This window comes from Achromobacter sp. MUI-25009338, assembly GCF_057359325.1.
This window is the reverse complement of record NZ_CM170627.1, coordinates 3,161,827-3,180,225: the sequence shown is the minus strand read 5'-3', so window position 1 is coordinate 3,180,225 and position 18,399 is coordinate 3,161,827. Positions and strand designations below refer to the sequence as shown.

The following is an 18,399-nucleotide window of genomic DNA, read 5'->3' as shown; positions in this document are numbered from 1 at the left end:
GGCAAGGAGACAAACCCGATCGCCCCGCAAGGGGCGATTTTCATTGCGGCATGCACGTCCGCGTTGCAGCCATGTGTACGGGCCCCATTTTTTTGGCGGTGTGGGCTGCCGGCCACAATATGTCCCGATTTGTGTCGCTCAGGGCAAATCCGGGCTTGCGCATAACGAATTGACACATTGCGTCCCTAGAATTCGCTGCAACCATGTGCCGGGGACGTCGCCCGCGATGCGAAGCAACCAGCTCATGGTCTGTTCAATCAACGGGAATTTGCAATGAAAAAGACTTTGTTCGCCGCCGCCATCCTGGGCGCGTTCGGCGCAACGGCACAGGCGGAAACCTCGGTGACGTTGTACGGCCTGATCGACACGGGCCTGGGCTACCAGCGCATCAAGGGCGAGAACTACCACGAATCCAAGGTCGGCATGGTCAACGGCGTGTCCAGCGGCTCGCGCTGGGGCCTGCGCGGCAGCGAAGACCTGGGCGACGGCCTGCGCGCCGTGTTCACGCTGGAAAGCGGCTTCAACTCGGGCAACGGCCTGTCGGGCCAGAGCGGCCGCCTGTTCGGCCGCCAGGCCACCATCGGCCTGCAAAGCGATTCGTGGGGCAAGCTGGAACTGGGCCGCCAGACCAACATCGCTTCGAAGTACTTCGGCGCGATCGATCCGTTCGGCGCCAGCTACGGCCAGGCCAACGTGGGCGTGGCCTTCAGCGCCGCCAACACGGTCCGCTACGACAACATGGTGCAGTACTCGACCCCGTCGTTCAGCGGCCTGCAGTTCGGCGTCGGCTACTCGTTCAACGCCTCGGACACGACCAGCGCCCAGACCGGTTTCAAGACCGCCGACAACACGCGCGCCATCACCACCGGCCTGCGCTACGTCAGCGGCCCGCTGAACCTGGCCGTGACCTACGACCAGCTCAATCCGGCCAACCAGCTGAACACCGACGCCACGCCGAAGTCGTGGATCGTGGGCGGCTCGTATGACTTCGAAGTGCTGAAGCTGGCGCTGGCCTACGGCCAGACGCGCGACGGCTGGTTCACCGGCCAGGGCATCAACGCCTTCGGCAGCGGCAGCCCCGAAGCCAAGGGCTTCAGCAGCAACGTGGCCGCGTCCGGCTTCAAGGCCAATTCCTACCTGGTCGGCCTGAGCGTGCCGCTGGGCGGCGCCAGCAACCTGTTGGCCTCGTGGCAGCGCGCCGATCCGGACAGCGATGCGCTGACCGGCGACGACGCGACCATGAACGTCTACAGCCTGGGCTATACCTACAACCTGTCCAAGCGCACCAATCTGTACGCCTTGGCCTCGTACGCCACCGACTACGCCTTCATCGACGGCGTCAAGAGCACCGTGGGTATCGTGGGTATCCGCCACCGCTTCTAAGGCGCGGCCATGAGCGGGCGGCGCGCACGCGCCGCCCCTTGCGCCGAGCCGCGGTTGCACTGAGCGGACTGGGCGTCTTACCCGGCCACAGACGCGAAAAAAGCGGCCACCTCCCTAGCTCCACTCTCAGTCCGCTCACCCGAACCCCGGCCACGCCGCGGCCTGGCGCCTGCCACAGGCGTTCAGGACTGCGGCAGCAGTTCGGGCTTGAGTATCCCGCGCAGATCGGGATAGGCGATGCTCAGTTCGGGCTCGCCATGCGAATACGGCGCGATCGAATACGCGTCGTACTTGACCACGATGCCGTCGCGCGTGAGCGCGAAATTGTCGCTTTCCTGGAACGGCCACATGCGGTTGTACGTCGCCGGATCGCGGCGCGCGTCGGGATTCTGTTCCAGCCACTTGGCGTGCGCGCGCTGCAGCGCGGCGACGTATTGCGCGCGCCGGCCCGGTATCAGGGCTTCGTCCAGGCTCATCACGCGGCCGCGGCTGCGTTCCCAGTTCAGGTACTGCGTGGCGGGAATGCCGTGCGCGGCCCCGGTCAGGTACTGCTCGGTGTGCAGCTCGATGGCGATCACGTCGCCGACGGTGTCCTTGACGCTGGCCTTGAAATAGGTGGCGTCGCGCGGGCGCGCGGTGGACCAGAAGTACTGCGTGTATTCGGACAGCGTGTCGTAGGGGCCGCGGCGGTTGGCGTCGGTGCCGGTCATGTAGGCCAGCACGTGATCGACCAGCGCCGTCAGCTTGGGGATGCCGGGAAAGGCCACGCTGTCGATTTCGATGCGCGGGCAGTCGCCTTCGCAGCCGGGCTTGTTCGAGGCCCACTGGATGCGTTCGGTGGCCAGGTCGCCCAGCTGCTGCGGCGTGGATTGCGCCGACGGCGCCGGCGAGGCCAGGGTGATGTCGGCCGGCGGCGCGCTGCTGCAGCCGGCCAGCGCCAGGATGGCGGCGCCCAGGATGAGACCGCTGGTCGCGCCTCGCGGCGTGTACATGCGACGCATTGAATTACCTCCAGAGAATCAGGACACGGCAGCTCAGGGGACGACGCCCGTCCACTGCGGCGTGGAGAACTTTTCCAGGGCCTGCGCCTGCGCCTGCGCCAGGGTGACCTCGCCGACCTGCCCAGGGCTCAGACGATGGCGCGCGGCAAAAGTTTCCACCATGCGGTCGATGATGGCTTCGCGCGCCAGCCCGGTCTGGGTGCGCAGCGGGTCGACGCGCTTTTTCGCGCTGGTGGTGCCTTTGTCCGACAGTTTTTCGCGGCCGATGCGCAGGACCTCCACCATTTTATCGGCGTCGATGTCGTAGGACATGGTGACGTGGTGCAGCACCGCGCCGGAACGGCGCGCCTGCGCGGCGCCGCCGATCTTGCCGATCTCCGAGGCGATGTCGTTGAGCGGCTGGTACCAGGCCTTGATGCCCAGCCCCTGCAGCGCGTCCAGCACCCAGGCGTCGAGGAAGGCATAGGATTCCTGGAAGCTCATGCCGTGCACCAGCGCCTGCGGCACGCTGAGCGAATAGGTGATGGAGTTGCCCGGCTCGATGAACATGGCGCCGCCGCCGCTGACGCGGCGCACGACTTCGATGCCGTGGCGGCGCGCGCCTTCGGGATCGACCTCGTTCTTGAGCGATTGGAAGCGGCCGATCACCACGGCCGGCGCGGACCATTCCCAGATGCGCAGCGTCGGCGGGCGGCGGCCGGCGCCGACCTCGTCGGTGATGATGGCGTCCAGCGCCATGTGCAGCGCGGGCGGCTGCGGGCCTTCGTGGACCAGCTCCCAGTCGTAATCGTTCCAGTCGGTGCGCGTCATGCCAGCGCCCTCCGCAGCACCACGGCGACGGCCTCGGCCGAAAAGCCGAACATCTCCGCGCCGGGCGGCAGCGCCGACTGCACGGCCAGCGCCAGTTCGAGTTCGCCGGCGTCGGCCGGCAGGCCGTTCAGGCCGCGGTTGATGGCTTCGAGCGCTTCGGGGGGCTCGAGAAAAAAGTCGCCGCTGATGCGCACGTCGGCCAGGCGGCCGTCGCGCACTTCCAGGTCAGCGACCACCAGTTTGCCGCCGGGGACTTTGTATTCGCCATGCATGGGCGCTCCTTGCTGATTCCAGATCGGTAATGAACAAACAGAAAAACAGTGGCTACAGGCTGAGCTTCATGCCGTCGTGGCTGGCCTTGAAGCCCAGGCTTTCGTAGAACCGGCGCGCGTCGGGACGCGCGCGGTCGGTGGTGAGCTGCACCAGGCTGCAACCCTGCACCCGGCACTGCTCGATCGCCCACTCGAACATGGCGCGGCCCAGGCCGGCGCCGCGCGCCGAGGAGGCGATGCGCACGCTCCCGATCTGGCCGCGCCACTGGCCCAGCCGCGACAGGCCGGGGATGAACGATAACTGCAAACAGCCGACCACGCTTCCATCGCGCTCCAGCACCGCCAGGAACTGGTTGCAGTCCTGCGCGATGGCGCCGAAGGCGGCGGTGTAGCGCGGGTCCAGGGGCAGCGAGGGATTTTCGCGGGCCGCGCCGAGTTCGTCGTCGGCCAGCATCGCGACGATGGCGGGAAGATCGGCCAGGCGCGCACGGCGGAACACCAGTTGCGGATCGGGCATGGCGGCTCCTGTCAGCGGGTGACGTTCTGGGCGGTCTGGCCGAACAGGATGCGGCGCGAGGCCTCGTCGCTGACCGACGGCGCGGTGTTGACGGTGTCGGCCAGCGCGTAGGCGCGCACGGTGGCGGGCCTTGCCGCGATGGTTTCGAACCAGCGCTTGAGGTGCGGGAATTCGTTGAGATCCTGGCCCTGCTTGGCGTGCGGCACGATCCAGGGATAGGCGGCCATGTCGGCGATGGAGTAGTCGCCGGCCACGAACTCGCGGTCGGCCAGGCGCTTGTTCAGCACGCCATACAGGCGGTTGGTTTCGCGGACGTAGCGGTCGATGGCGTAGGGGATGCGCTCGGGCGCATAGCCCGAAAAATGGTGGTTCTGGCCGGCCATGGGGCCCAGCCCGCCCATCTGCCAGAACAGCCATTGGGACACTTCGGCGCGGCCGCGCAGGTCGGCGGGCAGGAAGCGGCCGGTCTTTTCGGCCAGGTAGAGCAGGATCGCGCCGGATTCGAACAGCGACAGCGGCGCGCCGCCGTCGGCCGGGGCCTGGTCGACGATGGCGGGGATGCGGTTGTTGGGCGCGATGGCGAGGAACTCGGGCTTGAACTGGTCGCCCCGGCTGATGTTGACCGGGTGGATGTTGTAGGGCAGGCCGGTTTCTTCGAGGAACAGCGTGATCTTGTGGCCGTTGGGCGTGGTCCAGTAATAGAGATCGATCATGGGGGTGTCCTGTTCGTGGCGCCGGCGGCGGCGGCCGGGCGGAACGCCCATGATAGCGGGCCGCCGCCGGCCGCGCCCTGAATAACCGGGGACTGGATACGGGTTTGGCCGGCGGCGCCGCCATCCGCCTAACAGGCCGTGCCCGGCCGCGCCCGGCGCGGCAGGCGCCAGCTCCAGTTCAGGCTGACGCCGGCGGCCGCCATGAAAATCATCGCCACGCCCACGATTTGCGAGCCGTCCATGCGGTGTCCGTAGACCAGGAAATCAAGCATGATGGCAACCGCGGGATAGATGAAGCTGAGCGCGGCGGTCGAGGTCGTGGGCAGCTTCTGGATGGCCGAGTACATCAGGATATACATGAGGCAGGTATGCACCAGTCCCAGGGCCACCAGGCAGCCCCATTGCAGGGGCGCGGCGGGCAGCGCGCCGAAGTCCGCCATCGGCAGCAGCATGAGCGCGCCGAGCGCGACCTGCACCAGCGCCAGCACCTGCGGCGGGATGCCCGTCAGGCGCTTGACGATGAAGGCGGTCACGCCATAGAGCGCGGCCGCGCCCAGGCCCAGCAGCAGTCCCGCCAGATAGCCGTCGCCCGCGTCGCCCGCCTCGGACAATCGCAGCACCAGCATCAGCCCGGCGAACGCGATGACCGACCAGGCCAGCTTGCCGCGCGTGGGCCGTTCGCCCAGGAACAGCACGCCCAGGCCGATCAGAAAGAAGGGCTGCACGTTGTAGACCGCGGTGGCCAGCGAAATGGACGCCAGCCGGTAGGCCGAAAACAGCAGCACCCAATTGAGGACCAGCGCCGCGCCGGCCGCCAGCGCCAGCGCCAGCGTCTTGCGCGTGAACAGCCCGGGCCGCAGCAGCCCGCGCAGCCAGCAGTACAGAAACAGCGACGCCGCGCCGAAGACGCAGCGGAAGAACACCACGTTCCAGGCGCTCTGCCCGGATTCCAGCACGAACACGCCCAGCGTGCCCGACAGCGTCATTGCGGCCGTCATTTGCGCCAGGCCGATGCGTTCCGATGAGGGAGCCATGAGATTTCTCCAGGAGGCGCGCGGCCTCGGTATGCGATGGAAAAATTATCCCAGGCGGATCAAGCTGGTTATATGATGTTGTTGCGGTCAATCGTTCATAGAACCTTTGTTTAGGTGAAATTTATGCGCAACGACCTAAAAAACGAAAATACCAATGAAGGCCCGGTGCTGGACGGTATCGACCGCCGCCTCGTGGAGATGCTGGACGCCAACGCGCGCACCACCACCGCCGACCTCGCGCGCCAGGTCGGCATGTCCGCGCCCAGCGTGGCCGACCGCCTGCGGCGGCTGGAGGAATCCGGCGTGCTGCGCGCCTACACGGTGGACCTCGATCCCGTGGCGCTGGGCTACACGCTGCAGGCCGTCGTGCGCATCCGGCCCTTGCCGGGACAACTGCGCCACGTCGAAGGGCTGATCCAGGAGATCCCGGAGTTCGTGGAATGCGACAAGGTCACGGGCGACGACTGTTTCATCGCCCGGGTGGTGCTGCGCTCGATCTCGCACCTGGACGGCATCCTGGAACGCGTGACCGAATTCGCCGAAACCAATACGGCCATCGTCAAGGCGCACACCGTGCGCCGCCGGCTGCCGCCGCTGCGCTAATCAGTGCCGCGCCTTCAGGCGGACGCGGCCAGCGCTTTCTCGATGGCGCCGGTCAGGCTTGCGGGCGTGTCGGTGGGCGCGTAGCGCTTGATCGGGCGGCCGTCGCGTCCGACCAGGAACTTGGTGAAGTTCCATTTGATCCGGCCGGTGCCGAGCAGGCCCGGCTTTTCCTGCTTGAGCCAGCGGTAGAGGGGATGGGCCGCGTCGCCGTTGACCTCGATCTTGGCGTAGAGCGGGAAGCTGACGTCGTACTGCGTGCTGCAGAATTCGCGGATCGCGGCTTCGTCGCCGGGTTCCTGGTGGCCGAACTGGTCGCAGGGAAAGCCCAGCACCGTCAGCCCGGCCTCGCGGTACTTGCGGTACAGCGCCTCCAGGCCCGCGTACTGCGGCGTGAAGCCGCACTTGGAAGCCACGTTCACGACCAGCAGCACGCGGCCGCGGTACGCGTCCAGGGGGCGTTCCGCGCCATCGATGCCGCGGGCGGAGAAATCGTAGATCGTGCTCATCGGGCCACCTTTGTGCTGCCGGGTCTGCGCGCTCAGGCGTCGGAACGCGAGGGCGCCAGCACGCCGGCCGGTGCGTCCAGTGTAGCCGCGGCGTGGCGGCCGTAGTAGCGCGTGCCCCACAGCGTCAGCAGCAGCACGGCCAGCGTGATGCCGGCCGAGATCCAGGGCAGGTCGGTCAGCGGCAGGCCGTGGCCCAGCGCCAGGCTGCCGAGCCAGGCACCGGTGGCGTTGCCCAGGTTGAACGCGCCCTGGTTCAAGGTGGAGGCGAGGTTGGGCGCCTCGGCCGCCTGGTCCACGATCAGCGTCTGCAAGAGCGGCACCACGGCGAAACCCAGCACGCCCCAGACGAACACCGTCAGGAGCATGGGCGCCAGCGCATACACCGCCTGGCTCAGCGCCAGGAACACCAGCAGCAGGCCCAAGAAGATGCGGCGCAGCGAGGCCTCCAGATTGCGGTCCCCGAGCTTGCCGCCCAGCGTGCTGCCCACGGTCAGCGCCACGCCGAAAAGCAGCAGTACGCCGGTGACGCCGCGTTCGGACACGCCGGTCGCCTCGCGCAGCAGCGGCGCGATATACGTCAGCACGCAGAACAGCGCGGCCGAGGCCAGCACGCTGGCGGCCAGCGGCCACACCACGCGCAGGTCGCGCAGCACCTTGAATTCGCGCAGGATATTGCCGGGCTGCATCGGGATGCGGGCCGGCAGCCATGCCGCCAGCGCGGCCACGGCCGCCAGTCCGATGGCGCTGACCACCCAGAACGTGGAACGCCAGCCCGCCACCTGGCCCAGCGCCGTGCCCAGCGGCACGCCCAGCACGTTGGCCAGCGTCAGTCCGGTGAACATGAGCGCGATGGCGCTGGCGCGCTGGTTGCGCGGCACCAGGTCGGCGGCCACCACCGCGCCCAGGCCGAAGAACGCGCCGTGGCAGAACGCGGTGAACACGCGCGCGGCCATCAGCAGGGCATAGCCGGGCGCCAGCGCACAGAGCAGATTGCCCAGCACGAAGGTGCTGGCCAGGCCGATCAGCGCGGCCTTGCGCGGCAGGCGGGCGGTGACGATGGCCATGATGGGGGCGCCGACCACCACGCCCATGGCGTAGCCGGTGATCAGCAGGCCGGCGATGTCGATGCCGACGTGCAGGTCGTCGGCGACGTTGGGCAGCAGGCCCATGATGACGAACTCGCTGGTGCCGATGCCGAAAGCGGCGGCGGCCAGCGCGATGAGGTGCAGGGGCATGGAGGAAAACAACGGTGGGCCGCGGCGGCGGCATGGAAAGGGCAAGGGCGCGATTCTAGGGCAGGGCGGCCGCGTCGCCCGGACAAAGCCCTGTCGTCGTTAAGGGTATACCCGTAGGTCGGGCGGGCCTGCGCCGATTCCTTGCGCGGCGCGGGGCCATTGTGCGGGCCGCGCGGGCGCCGTCCTATCATGTACGGCAACGAAATCGTCAAGCGGCTGAAGGAGAGCGGCTATGGATGGAATGATCGAACGCCTCGAGGCGATGCTGGCCAAGGGCACGGACAACATGCTGCTGCGCTTTTCGCTGGGCAAGGCCTACGCCGAACGCGAACGGTTCGACCAGGCCGAGGAACACCTGCGCGTGGCGCTGGCCTTCGATCCGGCCTATTCCGTGGGCTGGAAGTGGCTGGGCAAGGCCCGCCTGGGACGCGGCGACACGGCCGGCGCGCGCGAGGCCTGGGAGTCGGGCCTGAAGGCGGCGCAGGCGCGCGGCGACCAGCAGGTGGTCAAGGAACTGCAGGTGTTCATCAAGCGCCTGGACAAGCAGGCCGCGGCCGGCGTCTGAGCGCGAGCCGATGTAAAAACTAAGAGTAGATGTGTCCGTCCGGGCGCGGGCGGGCCGCGCGGCGGTCAAACCATGAAACACGCCAGGGACCCACGCATATTGACGCGGATGGGAGCCGCGCCATGTAATCCCAATAAACGACTAGAGAATGCTATGGGAAATCTGATGGACCTACGCCCGTCCTTTTTAAAGGGTCGCCCGCGTGCCGCCAAGGCGCCGCAGGACGTGTTGCAGGAACTCTGGCGCTCGGTCGACATGCCGGCCGAGTCCCTGAGCCACGTCGTGCTGACGGGCGCCGATCCGGTCCTTCCCTCGTCCTTCGCCGTCGGCACGGCGGCGCAGACCAGCATGGCCGCGGCCGCGCTGGCGGCCGCCGAACTCTGGCACCTGCGCGGCGGCGCGCGCCAGCAGGTGGGCGTGGACATGCTGCACGCGGCGCAGGAGTGCCGCAGCTACTTCAAGATCAACGGCGTGGCGCTGGACCCGCGCGACCCGCTCACCGGCATGTATCGTTGCGGCGACGGCGGCTGGGTGCGCATCCACGCCAATTTCGCCCATCACCGCGATGGCGCGCTGGCGCTATTGGGCTGCCCGCAGGGCGACGGCGCCACGCGCGCCGCCGTCGAGAGCGCCCTGAGCCGCTGGAAAGCGCTGGATTTCGAGCAGGTGGCGGCCGACGCCGGCCTGCCCGTGGCGGCCATGCGCAGTTTCGACGAATGGGACCATCATCCCCAGGGCCAGGCGCTGGCCGCGCAGCCGCTCCTGACCATAGAACGCATCGGCGAGGCCGACGCCCGGCCCTTGCCCAAGTACGGCGAAGACGCGCGGCCGCTGAGCGACATCCGCGTGCTCGACCTGACCCGCATCATCGCGGGGCCGGTCTGCGGCCGCGCGCTGGCCGCCTACGGCGCCGACGTGATGCTGGTGAATTCGCCGCAGCTGCCCAACATCGACAACATCATCGAAACCAGCCGCGGCAAGCTGTCGGTGCTGGCCGACCTGGACACGGCCGACGGCCGCATTGCGCTGGGCAATCTGCTGCGCAGCGCGCACGTGTTCGTGCAGGGCTACCGTCCCGGCGGCCTGGCCGCGCTGGGCTTCGGCCCGCAGGACGCGGCGCGCATCCGCCCCGGCATCGTCTATGTGTCGCTGTCGGCCTACGGTCCCAAGGGGCCTTGGGCCGGCCGCCGCGGCTTCGATTCGCTGGTGCAGATGGCCACGGGCTTCAACCACGCCGAGGCCCAGGCGGCCGGCCAGGACGCGCCCAAGCCGTTGCCCATGCAGATCCTGGACCACGCCTCGGGCTATCTGATGGCGTTCGGCGCGCAGGCGGCGCTGGCGCGCCAGGCGACCGAAGGCGGCAGCTGGCACGTGCAGGTATCGCTGGCCCAGACCGCGCACTGGCTGCGCAGCCTGGGGCGTGTGGAAGGCGGGCTGGCCTGTCCGATGCCGGGCTTCGAAGGCCTGCTGGAAACCGAGCCCTCCGGCTTCGGCGAACTGGTCAGCCTGCGCCATGCGGCGCATTTCTCGTCCACGCCGGCGCGCTGGACGCGCCCGTCGAGCCCGCCGGGCACGCACCCGCCGGTGTGGCCGTTCAATTAGCGGCGCTTATTGGCGGGTCTTCCACGCCCGCAGTGCGCGCATGGTGTTGGCGACGTGCGATTCAGGGCTCATGTCCGTGAATTCATAGAGGATCTTGCCCTGCGGCGAGATCACGTAGGACACGCGCTGCGCGTATTCCGGGCGCTTGTCGTGCACCGCGTCATAGGCCTTCATGATCTTGCCGTCGCTGTCGGCGGCCACCGCGAACTTGCTGCGGCATTCGCTGACCGAGAATTTCTTCAACGTACCGATGTCGTCGGTCGAGACGCCGATCACCGTGGCGCCCAGCGATTTGTATTCGTCCGTGGCTTCGGCGAAATTGCGCGCCTCTATGGTGCAACCCTGGGTGAAGGCCGCCGGAAAGAAATACAGCACGACCGGACCCTGCTTGAGCGCCTCGGCGAGCTTGAACGTGAACACGTCGCCGCCCAGCGAAGCCTGGGCGTTGAAGTCGGGCGCGGGGGCGCCGACCGTGAGCGCGGCCTGGGCGGACCCGCCGGCCAGCAGGCCGCATAGCAACAGGCAGGTGGCGGTGCGTTTCATCGGAATCTCCTTCGGTCGGGGCGTCGGTGGGTCTACTACTGTAGTCTCGCGCCGGGCCGGGGTCCAGGCCGGCTAGTCGCGCCCCGACTGGCCGCGGCCATTGCCATTGCCGTTGCCTTCGCCCCGCGGTTGGTCGCGGCCGCCGCCCTGCGGACGAGCCTGCTGTTCGCGCTGCTGTTGCTGGCGGGCCTGCTGCTGGGCCTGTTGGTCGCGCTGTTGTTGCTGGCGCATCTGCTGCTCGCGCTGCTGTTGCTGGCGGGCCTGCTGCTGGGCCTGTTGGTCGCGTTGCTGCTGCTGGCGCATCTGCTGTTCGCGCTGTTGTTGCTGGCGGGCCTGCTGCTGGGCCTGTTGGTCGCGTTGCTGTTGCTGGCGCATCTGCTGTTCGCGCTGCTGTTGCTGGCGATCCTGCTGGCGCGCCTGCTGCTCGCGCTGCTGTTGCGGCGGCGGCGCCTCCCTGCGTCCGTCCTGGCCGCGGTCTGGACCGCCGCGTTGACGGTCCGGCCCGTTGCCGGGCCGCGCGCCAGTGTCCGGGCGCCGCGGGTCGGACGCGTGGTTGACGTAGGCCTGGGGCGGGCGGCCGCGGTTGCGTTCGTAGGACTGGTTGCGGTCGCGGCTGGCGTCGCGCACGTAGCCGTGCTGCATCTGGGTGGGAGGCGTGTGGCGTTCCTTGCGCGCGGCCAGTTCGCGGGGATCGGCGCGGCGCTGGATGCCCGACGGTCCGCCGTGGTAGCTGACGCGGCGCTGGTCCACGTTCTTGACCACCACGTTGTGCTGATAGACGTTGGTCACGCGCGTGATGTTGACGTTGGTGACCGAGCGGTTGTAGTAGAAGCGGTCGCGCTTCCAGTAGCCGCCCACATAGCCCATGCCGGTGTAGCCGAAGCCGTAGTTGATGCCGCCATAGAAGCCCACGTGCGGCCCCCAGTAGCCGGCGGTCCAGATGTACACGCCATTGGCGAAGCCCCAGTAGCCCGGCGTCCACAGCGCGCCCACGTAGGGCGCCAGCACCCAGGCGCCCGGCACCCAGAAAAAGCCGTAGTGGTTGCGGCTCCAGTAGCCGGGAACCCAGAGATAGCCGTCGGCCGGGGCGGGCGGCTGCGTGTAGACGGGCAGGGGCGGCGGCGGCTCGGGGCTGCGGTCCACCAGCGCCAGGTTGGCGTCGGCCGGATCGCCGCCCTCGTACACGGGAGCGGCGGGCGCGGGCGGCGGCGCTTCATAGACTTGCGCGACCGCGCCGGCGCTGGCCGCCAGCAGCACGGCCGCGGCCAGCGGCCGCGCGGTAAGAATCCGGGTAGGGGCGATCATGGTTTTTCCTTTACGCGACGGATGCGCGGATCAGTGGCCACGATAGTAGTAATGCGGCGCAGGGTAGGCCGGGTAGTAGTACTGCGGCGTGTAGTAGACCGGGGCCGGGCGGTAATGGGCCGGCCGGGCCGGCACCACCACGCATCCGGTAAGGGCGCTGGACACCGCCAGCATCAGCAACAGACTATTTTTCATTGTGCGACTCCTGCCAAGCGCCAGGCGCGGCGTGCGCCCCGATTGCGCTTGTAAGGATTAGGCCATAGGCCGGCGCTTGCAGTTCTGGACTGTAATCGTTCCGAAACAGCTTTCAGGTGACGGATGTTTGCGTTTGCGTGACGGTTGATGTCGTTCGTATCAATGATTCCGGAAGCCATGAAAAAGGGCCGCTCTTGTGAGCGGCCCTCATGGCGCGGAACAGCCGGCGGCGCGGTTTTCAGTTCCAGCGTCCGCCGTTGCCGGCGAGGCTGAAGCGGCCGGCGCCCATGAAGGCGATGGCCAGGCCGGCGAAGAGGAACATGCCTTGCAGTTCCAGGGCCCAGCCGCCGTTGCTGGTCAGGCTGCCGATCTGCCCGGTGTGGGCCAGCAGGATGGCAACGATCATGTTGATCGCGACCAGCAGGCCGCCCAGGCGGGTGTAGATGCCGATGATGAGGAGGACAGGGGCGATGATTTCGCCGACGTAGACGCCATAGGCGAGAAAACCGGGCAGGCCGTGCGACGACAGCATGCCGCCGATGCCGCCGACGCCGCCGCCGGTGAGTTTGAACAAGCCGTGCAGGAGTATCAGGATACCGAGGGCTAGACGCAGGATCAGTTTGCCGGTGTCATCGGACTTGATCATGGTGGGTTCTCTTCTAATGGTTGAAAGGGACTGCGGCCGTTGGAGCAGGTTGCGAGCCTTTGGTTCCGCGCCCCGCGAACCGGGGACGGACCGACTCATTATGGCAAGAGCGTAGTGAAACCATCAACCGTTTGTGGCGGCGCCGCGACGTTTTGCAACGAAGGCAGGCCGGTTCAGAACGCTTCCAGGAAGCGCATGCGGAAACGCCGTCCCTTGATATTGCTGTTGGACAGCCGCGAGAACGCCTGCTTGGCGATCTGGCGGTCCAGCGCCACGTAGGAGGCGAATTCGCCGATATTGATCTTGCCGACCTGCTCGAACGCCAGGCCGCCGTCGCCCGTCAGCGCGCCCAGCAGGTCGCCGGGACGCAGCTTGTCTTTCTTGCCGCCCTGGATGCACAGGGTGATCATCGGCGCGCGCAGCGGGCGGTCCGCCTTGGGACGCAGAGACTTGATGTCGGCCCAGACCAGCGGCGCGCCCTGGTATTGCTCGATCAGGTTGGCCCAGCGCATTTCGTCGGGCGAGCACAGGCTCAGCGCCAGGCCTTTCTGTTCGCCGCGGCCGCTGCGGCCGATGCGGTGCACGTGCACCTCGGTGTCCTTGGTGACGTCCACGTTGATGACCGCGCCCAGGTTCTGTATGTCCAGGCCGCGCGCGGCCACGTCGGTGGCGACCAGCACGGCGCAGCTCTGGTTGGCGAACTGGATCAGGATCTCGTCGCGCTCGCGCTGTTCCAGGTCGCCATTGAGCGCCTGGGCGCTGATGCCTTCGGCCTGCAGTCGCTCGACCAGATCGTGGCTGCGAATCTTGGTGTTGCAGAAGGCCAGCGTGGAGGCCGGCCGGAAATGCGCCAGCAGGCGCGCCACGGCGTCCAGCCGGTCGCGCTCGTCGATCTCGTAGAAGATCTGTTCGATGCGGCTGGCGTCATGCTGCGTTTCCACCTTGACCTCGGCGGGATTGCGCAGGAAGCGCGCGGCCAGCTTGCGGATGTTGTCGGGATAGGTGGCCGAGAAAAGAAGAGTCTGCCGGCGCGGCGGGCAATGCGAGGCGATGGCGACGATGTCGTCGTAGAAGCCCATGTCGACCATGCGGTCGGCCTCGTCCAGCACCAGCGTGTTCAGGCCCGAGAGGTCCAGGCTGCCGCGCGCCAGATGGTCCTGGATGCGGCCGGGCGTGCCCACCACGAGGTGCGCGCCGCGCGCCAGCGATTCGGCCTGGGGACGGGCCGCGGCGCCGCCGCACAGGGTCAGCACCTTGACGTTGGCGATCTGCCGGGCCAGGCGGCGCAGTTCCTGCGCGACCTGGTCGGCCAGCTCGCGCGTGGGGCACAGCACCAGCGCCTGCGGCGCCAGGCGGGCCGGGTCCAGCTTCTGCAGCACGCCCAGGCCGAAGGCCGCGGTCTTGCCGCTGCCGGTCTTGGCCTGCGCGATGAGATCGCGGCCCTCCAGGATCAGCGGCAGGCTCTGGGCCTGGATCGGCGTCATCTGCTCGAAGCCCAGGCTTTGCAGGTTGCCGAGCAGGGCGGGCAGAAGAGGCAGGGTGGTAAAGGCGTTGTCGGTCACGGTAACAGGGGAAAAAGCGCGGCGGGGACGGAATGTCCGTTACGTCCGAGAGTGTACCGCTAGGCCCGCGCTTCGTAGGTGCCGGCCAGCGCGCGGGCGGCCTCCTGCATGCGCGGCAGCCACGCGCGCGCGCCGTCGATGGACAGCCGCGCCACCGGCGCATGCAGCGCCACGGCGGCGATGGCGCGCTTGCCGTGCAGGATGGGCACCGCCATGCAGACGATGCCGAGCAGGTATTCCTCGCGGTCGAAACTGGCGCCCTCGGCCTTGATGGCGCGCAGTTCGCGCTCCAGCGCCGCCACGTCGCACAAGGTGTTGGGCGTGTAGCGCGGCAGCGGCGCGGCGGCCAGCAGGCGCTGGCGCGCCTCGCGCCGCATATGGGCCAGGAACAGCTTGCCGCTGGCCGAGCAGTGCAGCGGCACGCGCGAGCCCGGCTGCAGGTTGACGCGCAGCGGCCACGCGGTCTCGACGCGGTCCAGGTAGATGACTTCGTCGCCGTCGAGCATGGTGCAGTTGCAGGTCTCGCCGATTTCGTCGACCAGGCTGTCGAGGATGCGGTGGCGTTCGCCGCGCAGCGGCGAATTGATCAGCGTGTCGCGCGCCAGCGCGCTGAGCCGCGGCCCGCTGACGTAGCTCTTGGCGGCCGGCTCGCGCAGCAGCATGCCGGCGTCGACCAGCCGCGAGAGGATGCGCAGCACCGAAGGCTTGGGCAGGCCGGTGGCCTCGGTGAGCGCGGCCAGCGACACCGGATGTGCGGCGCGCGCAACCTGTTCCAGCAAGGCCAGCGCGCGCAGCGCGGCGGAGGATTCGTCTTTCATCTTTCAATAATTGAAGATTCGGCGCGGTGATGCCTATGCTCGCACGGATTTTGCGGAAAATGAAACGCGGCGGGCTGGGATAGGCGGGCGTTCTGCTGCAGTATCAAGGCACGCCGGCCTAGATGCAACCCGACCCGCGCCGGCCTGCCAGGAGAGACACCATGAGCAGCAAGCAACACATGACGCCCAGCGAAGCCTTCGTCGAGACGCTGGTCGCCCAGGGCGTAAAGGATGTATTCGGCATCGTCGGCTCGGCCTTCATGGACGCGCTGGACCTGTTCCCGGCGGCGGGCATCCGCTTCGTGCCCACCGTGCACGAGCAGGGCGCCGCGCACATGGCCGACGGCTATTCGCGCGTGACCGGCCGCCACGGCGTGTGCATCGCGCAGAACGGCCCCGGCATCACCAACTTCGTGACCGGCGTGGCCGCCGCCTACTGGGCGCACAGCCCGGTGGTGGCGATCACCCCCGAGACCGGCACCTCGGGCATGGGCCTGGGCGGCTTCCAGGAAACCGAGCAGCTGCCGATCTTCTCGCGCATCACCAAGTATCAGGCGCACGTCAACCGGCCCGACCGCATGGCCGAATTCACCGCCAAGGCGTTCGACAACGCCATGGCCGAGCGCGGTCCGAGCCAGCTGAACATCCCGCGCGACTACTTCTACGGCGAGATCGACGTGGCCATCCCCGAGCCGCGCCGCGTGCGCCGCGGCCCCGGTTCCGACGAGGACCTGGAAGCGGCGGCCGCGATGCTGGCGCAGGCCAGGTTTCCGGTCATCGTGGCCGGCGGCGGCGTGCTGTTCTCGGACGGCCAGGCCGAATGCGTGGCGCTGGCCGAACTGCTGGGCGCGCCGGTCGTCACCAGCTACCTGCACAACGACGCCTTCCCGGCCAGCCATCCGCTGTGGTGCGGGCCGCTGGGCTATCAGGGCGCCAAGGCCGCCATGCTGCTGCTGTCGCAGGCCGACGTGGTGCTGGCGCTGGGCACGCGCCTGGGCCCGTTCGGCACCTTGCCGCAGCACGGGCTGGACTACTGGCCGCAGAACGCGCGCATCATCCAGGTCGACGCCGACCACCGCATGCTGGGCCTGGTGCGGCCGGTCTCGGTCGGCATCTGCGGCGACGCCAAGCCGGCCGCCGCCGCGCTCACGGCAAGGCTGCAGCAACGGGAAGTCGCCAGCGCCCGCACCAAGGCCGAGCGCGCCAGGCAGATCGCGGCGCAGAAGGCCGAATGGGAAAAGGAACTCGACAGCTGGGCGCACGAGCGCGACGACTGGAGCCTGGACGTGATCGAGCGCGGGGGCGGGCGCATGCACCCGCGCCGCATGCTGCGCGAACTGGAGCGCGCCATGCCCAAGCACGTGATGGTGTCCACCGACATCGGCAATATCTGCTCCGTGTCCAACAGCTACCTGCGCTTCGACGAGCCCAACTCCATGCTGGCCGCGATGAGCTTCGGCAATTGCGGCTACGCCTTGCCGGCGCTGATCGGCGCCAAGCTGGGCCGGCCCGACCGTCCGGCCGTGGCCTACGTCGGCGACGGCGCCTGGTGCATGAGCTTCCAGGAACTGCTGACCTGCGTGCGCGAGCAGATCCCGGTGACGGCCGTGGTGTTCCACAACGGCCAGTGGGGCGCGGAGAAGAAGAACCAGGTGGATTTCTACGGGCGCCGCTTCGTCGGCAGCAACCTGAAGAATCCCAACTTCGCCGAGCTGGCGCGGGCCATGGGCGCCGAGGGCATACGGGTCGAGCACGAGGACCAGGTCGGCGCGGCGCTCGCCGCGGCGTGCCGCGCGCAGTCCGAGGGCAAGACCACGGTGCTGGAGATGATGGTCAGCCAGGAGCTGGGCGACCCGTTCCGGCGCGACGCGCTCAAGCAGCCCGTGCGCCTGCTCGACAAGTACAAGCGCTACGTGAACCAGCCGTTCCGCCCTGGCGAGGTGGCGCTGCCCATCGATCCGGTCGGCAGTTGACGCGACCCGTGCGGCGCGGCGCCCGCCGCGCCCGGCCCGCTGGCAGGAGCACACAGAATGGAAAGCGATCGAATGTTCGAGCCGCTGCGCCGCGCCGCGCTCGAGGCCGGACGCCTGCGCACGGCGGTGGCCTATCCGCTGTGCCCCACCAGCCTGGGCGCCGCGGTGCAGGCGCGCGAGGCCGGCTTCATCGAACCGGTGCTGGTGGGTCCGGCGGCGCGGCTGCGCGCGCTGATGGCCGAGACCGGGCTGGCCGAGGACGCGCTGGAGGTGGTGGACACGCCGGACGACGAAAGGCTGGCGGCCGGCGCGGCCGCCGCCCTGGCGCGCGACGGGGCCGTGCGCATGCTGATGAAGGGCAGCCTGCACACGGATCATTTCATGTCGGCCGTGGTGGCGCGCGAGGCCGGGCTGCGCGGCGCCCGGCGCATCAGCCACGCCTTCGTGATGGCGGTGGCGGCCTATCCCAAGCTGTTCATCCTGACCGATGCGGCGGTCAACATCGCGCCCACGCTGCAGGAAAAGGCCGATATCGCCCAGAACGCCATCGACCTGGCGCGCGCGCTGGGCGTGGCGCGGCCCAAGCTGGCGGTGCTGTGCGCCACCGAATCGGTCAACCCGTCCATGCCCGCCACGCTGGACGCGGCGGCCCTGTCGAAAATGGCCGACCGCCAGCAGATCCGCGGCGCCGAGGTCGACGGCCCGCTGGCCTTCGACAACGCGATCTCGCGCGCCGCGGCCGAACAGAAAGGCATCGTGTCGGCCGTGGCCGGGGACCCCGACATCCTGCTGGTGCCGGACATCGAGGCCGGCAACATGCTTTACAAGGAACTCACCTGGCTGGCCGGGGCGGGCACCGCGGGGCTGGTGCTGGGCACGCGCGTGCCGGTGCTGCTGACCAGCCGTTCCGACTCCATGCCGGCCCGCGTCAACAGCTGCGCGGTGGCCGTGTTGTACGCGCGCGCGCTGGCCGTCTCGTGAGCACCGGGGCGGGGCGCGCTGGTTCCAACAAGTCCGGCGGTTTGGTACTAAGCCCGGACCCGCATGCTGGCTACGCTACCCCCCAAGACCATCATCCGATGCATGGTTCATAAGCCGGAACATAAAGGGGTTCGA

General features: G+C 68.6%; 20 protein-coding genes. 6 read left to right on the top strand and 14 right to left on the bottom strand.

Features of this window, described 5'->3' with window-relative positions:
* The first annotated feature begins 273 nt into the window (after nt 1–273).
* The gene (locus tag AC1IQ6_RS15050; protein WP_485864856.1) at nt 274–1,383 is read left to right on the top strand and encodes a porin; all 1,110 of its coding nucleotides are present in this window, start codon (nt 274–276) and stop codon (nt 1,381–1,383) included.
* Between the two features lie 182 nt (nt 1,384–1,565).
* On the opposite strand, the gene AC1IQ6_RS15045 is transcribed toward AC1IQ6_RS15050, so the two are convergent.
* From AC1IQ6_RS15045 to AC1IQ6_RS15020, 6 genes are all read right to left on the bottom strand, one after another.
* Nucleotides 1,566–2,384: an RsiV family protein gene (locus tag AC1IQ6_RS15045; RefSeq protein WP_102770985.1), complete on the bottom strand. Its 819-nt coding sequence runs from the start codon at nt 2,382–2,384 to the stop codon at nt 1,566–1,568.
* A 33-nt stretch (nt 2,385–2,417) separates the two neighbouring features.
* Nucleotides 2,418–3,194 (bottom strand): lipoate--protein ligase family protein, encoded by a 777-nt coding sequence (locus AC1IQ6_RS15040; protein WP_485864855.1) that lies wholly within the window; start codon nt 3,192–3,194, stop codon nt 2,418–2,420.
* On the bottom strand, nt 3,191–3,466 hold the full coding sequence (gene lplB / locus AC1IQ6_RS15035) for a lipoate-protein ligase small subunit (protein ID WP_102770987.1): 276 nt from the start codon (nt 3,464–3,466) through the stop codon (nt 3,191–3,193). The genes AC1IQ6_RS15040 and lplB overlap by 4 nt, the downstream gene beginning before the upstream one ends.
* A gap of 52 nt (nt 3,467–3,518) precedes the next feature.
* The gene (locus AC1IQ6_RS15030; RefSeq protein WP_485864854.1) at nt 3,519–3,983 is read right to left on the bottom strand and encodes a GNAT family N-acetyltransferase; all 465 of its coding nucleotides are present in this window, start codon (nt 3,981–3,983) and stop codon (nt 3,519–3,521) included.
* An 11-nt stretch (nt 3,984–3,994) separates the two neighbouring features.
* Nucleotides 3,995–4,696: a glutathione binding-like protein gene (locus AC1IQ6_RS15025; RefSeq protein ID WP_102771808.1), complete on the bottom strand. Its 702-nt coding sequence runs from the start codon at nt 4,694–4,696 to the stop codon at nt 3,995–3,997.
* A gap of 128 nt (nt 4,697–4,824) precedes the next feature.
* Complete coding sequence (locus tag AC1IQ6_RS15020) at nt 4,825–5,730, bottom strand: DMT family transporter (RefSeq protein WP_485864853.1); 906 nt, start codon at nt 5,728–5,730, stop codon at nt 4,825–4,827.
* A gap of 123 nt (nt 5,731–5,853) precedes the next feature.
* Here AC1IQ6_RS15020 and AC1IQ6_RS15015 point away from each other — a divergent pair, with 123 nt between their 5' ends.
* On the top strand, nt 5,854–6,333 hold the full coding sequence (locus tag AC1IQ6_RS15015; RefSeq protein WP_102770990.1) for an Lrp/AsnC family transcriptional regulator: 480 nt from the start codon (nt 5,854–5,856) through the stop codon (nt 6,331–6,333).
* Between the two features lie 14 nt (nt 6,334–6,347).
* Here AC1IQ6_RS15015 and AC1IQ6_RS15010 read toward each other — a convergent pair whose 3' ends face one another.
* Together AC1IQ6_RS15010 and AC1IQ6_RS15005 are read right to left on the bottom strand one after the other, a co-directional pair.
* The gene (locus AC1IQ6_RS15010; RefSeq protein ID WP_102770991.1) at nt 6,348–6,839 is read right to left on the bottom strand and encodes a glutathione peroxidase; all 492 of its coding nucleotides are present in this window, start codon (nt 6,837–6,839) and stop codon (nt 6,348–6,350) included.
* A 32-nt stretch (nt 6,840–6,871) separates the two neighbouring features.
* Nucleotides 6,872–8,074 carry an MFS transporter gene (locus tag AC1IQ6_RS15005; RefSeq protein ID WP_485864852.1) on the bottom strand — a complete coding sequence of 401 codons (1,203 nt, stop codon included), beginning with the start codon at nt 8,072–8,074 and terminating at the stop codon, nt 6,872–6,874.
* A gap of 232 nt (nt 8,075–8,306) precedes the next feature.
* On the opposite strand from AC1IQ6_RS15005, the gene AC1IQ6_RS15000 reads away from it, so the two are divergent.
* Both AC1IQ6_RS15000 and AC1IQ6_RS14995 read left to right on the top strand, forming a co-directional pair.
* Nucleotides 8,307–8,639 (top strand): hypothetical protein, encoded by a 333-nt coding sequence (locus tag AC1IQ6_RS15000; RefSeq protein ID WP_102770993.1) that lies wholly within the window; start codon nt 8,307–8,309, stop codon nt 8,637–8,639.
* 255 nt (nt 8,640–8,894) lie between these two features.
* Nucleotides 8,895–10,241, top strand: a complete 1,347-nt coding sequence (locus AC1IQ6_RS14995; protein WP_440130617.1) for a CoA transferase — start codon at nt 8,895–8,897, stop codon at nt 10,239–10,241.
* Between the two features lie 6 nt (nt 10,242–10,247).
* Here the strand turns inward: AC1IQ6_RS14995 and AC1IQ6_RS14990 are convergent, their stop codons facing one another.
* The 6 genes from AC1IQ6_RS14990 to AC1IQ6_RS14965 all read right to left on the bottom strand — a co-directional run bounded on the left by AC1IQ6_RS14990 (nt 10,248) and on the right by AC1IQ6_RS14965 (nt 15,310).
* On the bottom strand, nt 10,248–10,784 hold the full coding sequence (locus AC1IQ6_RS14990) for a peroxiredoxin (RefSeq protein WP_102770995.1): 537 nt from the start codon (nt 10,782–10,784) through the stop codon (nt 10,248–10,250).
* A gap of 72 nt (nt 10,785–10,856) precedes the next feature.
* A complete protein-coding gene (locus AC1IQ6_RS14985; protein WP_485864851.1) occupies nt 10,857–12,089 on the bottom strand; it encodes an adenylate cyclase in 1,233 nt (410 codons plus the stop codon).
* Nucleotides 12,090–12,119: 30 nt separating this feature from the next.
* Nucleotides 12,120–12,284: a hypothetical protein gene (locus tag AC1IQ6_RS14980; protein ID WP_485864850.1), complete on the bottom strand. Its 165-nt coding sequence runs from the start codon at nt 12,282–12,284 to the stop codon at nt 12,120–12,122.
* A gap of 238 nt (nt 12,285–12,522) precedes the next feature.
* A complete protein-coding gene (locus AC1IQ6_RS14975; protein WP_102770997.1) occupies nt 12,523–12,930 on the bottom strand; it encodes a DoxX family protein in 408 nt (135 codons plus the stop codon).
* A 173-nt stretch (nt 12,931–13,103) separates the two neighbouring features.
* Nucleotides 13,104–14,492, bottom strand: coding sequence for an ATP-dependent RNA helicase DbpA (gene dbpA / locus AC1IQ6_RS14970; protein WP_102770998.1), 1,389 nt, complete (start codon nt 14,490–14,492; stop codon nt 13,104–13,106).
* A 59-nt stretch (nt 14,493–14,551) separates the two neighbouring features.
* Nucleotides 14,552–15,310 (bottom strand): IclR family transcriptional regulator, encoded by a 759-nt coding sequence (locus AC1IQ6_RS14965; protein ID WP_479729883.1) that lies wholly within the window; start codon nt 15,308–15,310, stop codon nt 14,552–14,554.
* 161 nt (nt 15,311–15,471) lie between these two features.
* On the opposite strand from AC1IQ6_RS14965, the gene xsc reads away from it, so the two are divergent.
* Together xsc and AC1IQ6_RS14955 are read left to right on the top strand one after the other, a co-directional pair.
* Nucleotides 15,472–17,283 (top strand): sulfoacetaldehyde acetyltransferase, encoded by a 1,812-nt coding sequence (gene xsc / locus AC1IQ6_RS14960; protein WP_485864849.1) that lies wholly within the window; start codon nt 15,472–15,474, stop codon nt 17,281–17,283.
* Nucleotides 17,284–17,340: 57 nt separating this feature from the next.
* A complete protein-coding gene (locus tag AC1IQ6_RS14955) occupies nt 17,341–18,264 on the top strand; it encodes a bifunctional enoyl-CoA hydratase/phosphate acetyltransferase (protein WP_485864848.1) in 924 nt (307 codons plus the stop codon).
* Nucleotides 18,265–18,399: the final 135 nt, after the last annotated feature.

Bases quoted from the DNA above. Each gene is read 5' to 3' on its own strand.
- AC1IQ6_RS15050 (WP_485864856.1), top strand. From the start codon at position 274: ATGAAAAAGACTTTGTTCGCCGCCGCCATCCTGGGCGCGTTCGGCGCA.
- AC1IQ6_RS15045 (WP_102770985.1), bottom strand. From the start codon at position 2,384: ATGCGTCGCATGTACACGCCGCGAGGCGCGACCAGCGGTCTCATCCTG.
- AC1IQ6_RS15040 (WP_485864855.1), bottom strand. From the start codon at position 3,194: ATGACGCGCACCGACTGGAACGATTACGACTGGGAGCTGGTCCACGAA.
- lplB (WP_102770987.1), bottom strand. From the start codon at position 3,466: ATGCATGGCGAATACAAAGTCCCCGGCGGCAAACTGGTGGTCGCTGAC.
- AC1IQ6_RS15030 (WP_485864854.1), bottom strand. From the start codon at position 3,983: ATGCCCGATCCGCAACTGGTGTTCCGCCGTGCGCGCCTGGCCGATCTT.
- AC1IQ6_RS15025 (WP_102771808.1), bottom strand. From the start codon at position 4,696: ATGATCGATCTCTATTACTGGACCACGCCCAACGGCCACAAGATCACG.
- AC1IQ6_RS15020 (WP_485864853.1), bottom strand. From the start codon at position 5,730: ATGGCTCCCTCATCGGAACGCATCGGCCTGGCGCAAATGACGGCCGCA.
- AC1IQ6_RS15015 (WP_102770990.1), top strand. From the start codon at position 5,854: ATGCGCAACGACCTAAAAAACGAAAATACCAATGAAGGCCCGGTGCTG.
- AC1IQ6_RS15010 (WP_102770991.1), bottom strand. From the start codon at position 6,839: ATGAGCACGATCTACGATTTCTCCGCCCGCGGCATCGATGGCGCGGAA.
- AC1IQ6_RS15005 (WP_485864852.1), bottom strand. From the start codon at position 8,074: ATGCCCCTGCACCTCATCGCGCTGGCCGCCGCCGCTTTCGGCATCGGC.
- AC1IQ6_RS15000 (WP_102770993.1), top strand. From the start codon at position 8,307: ATGGATGGAATGATCGAACGCCTCGAGGCGATGCTGGCCAAGGGCACG.
- AC1IQ6_RS14995 (WP_440130617.1), top strand. From the start codon at position 8,895: ATGCCGGCCGAGTCCCTGAGCCACGTCGTGCTGACGGGCGCCGATCCG.
- AC1IQ6_RS14990 (WP_102770995.1), bottom strand. From the start codon at position 10,784: ATGAAACGCACCGCCACCTGCCTGTTGCTATGCGGCCTGCTGGCCGGC.
- AC1IQ6_RS14985 (WP_485864851.1), bottom strand. From the start codon at position 12,089: ATGATCGCCCCTACCCGGATTCTTACCGCGCGGCCGCTGGCCGCGGCC.
- AC1IQ6_RS14980 (WP_485864850.1), bottom strand. From the start codon at position 12,284: ATGAAAAATAGTCTGTTGCTGATGCTGGCGGTGTCCAGCGCCCTTACC.
- AC1IQ6_RS14975 (WP_102770997.1), bottom strand. From the start codon at position 12,930: ATGATCAAGTCCGATGACACCGGCAAACTGATCCTGCGTCTAGCCCTC.
- AC1IQ6_RS14965 (WP_479729883.1), bottom strand. From the start codon at position 15,310: ATGAAAGACGAATCCTCCGCCGCGCTGCGCGCGCTGGCCTTGCTGGAA.
- xsc (WP_485864849.1), top strand. From the start codon at position 15,472: ATGAGCAGCAAGCAACACATGACGCCCAGCGAAGCCTTCGTCGAGACG.
- AC1IQ6_RS14955 (WP_485864848.1), top strand. From the start codon at position 17,341: ATGGAAAGCGATCGAATGTTCGAGCCGCTGCGCCGCGCCGCGCTCGAG.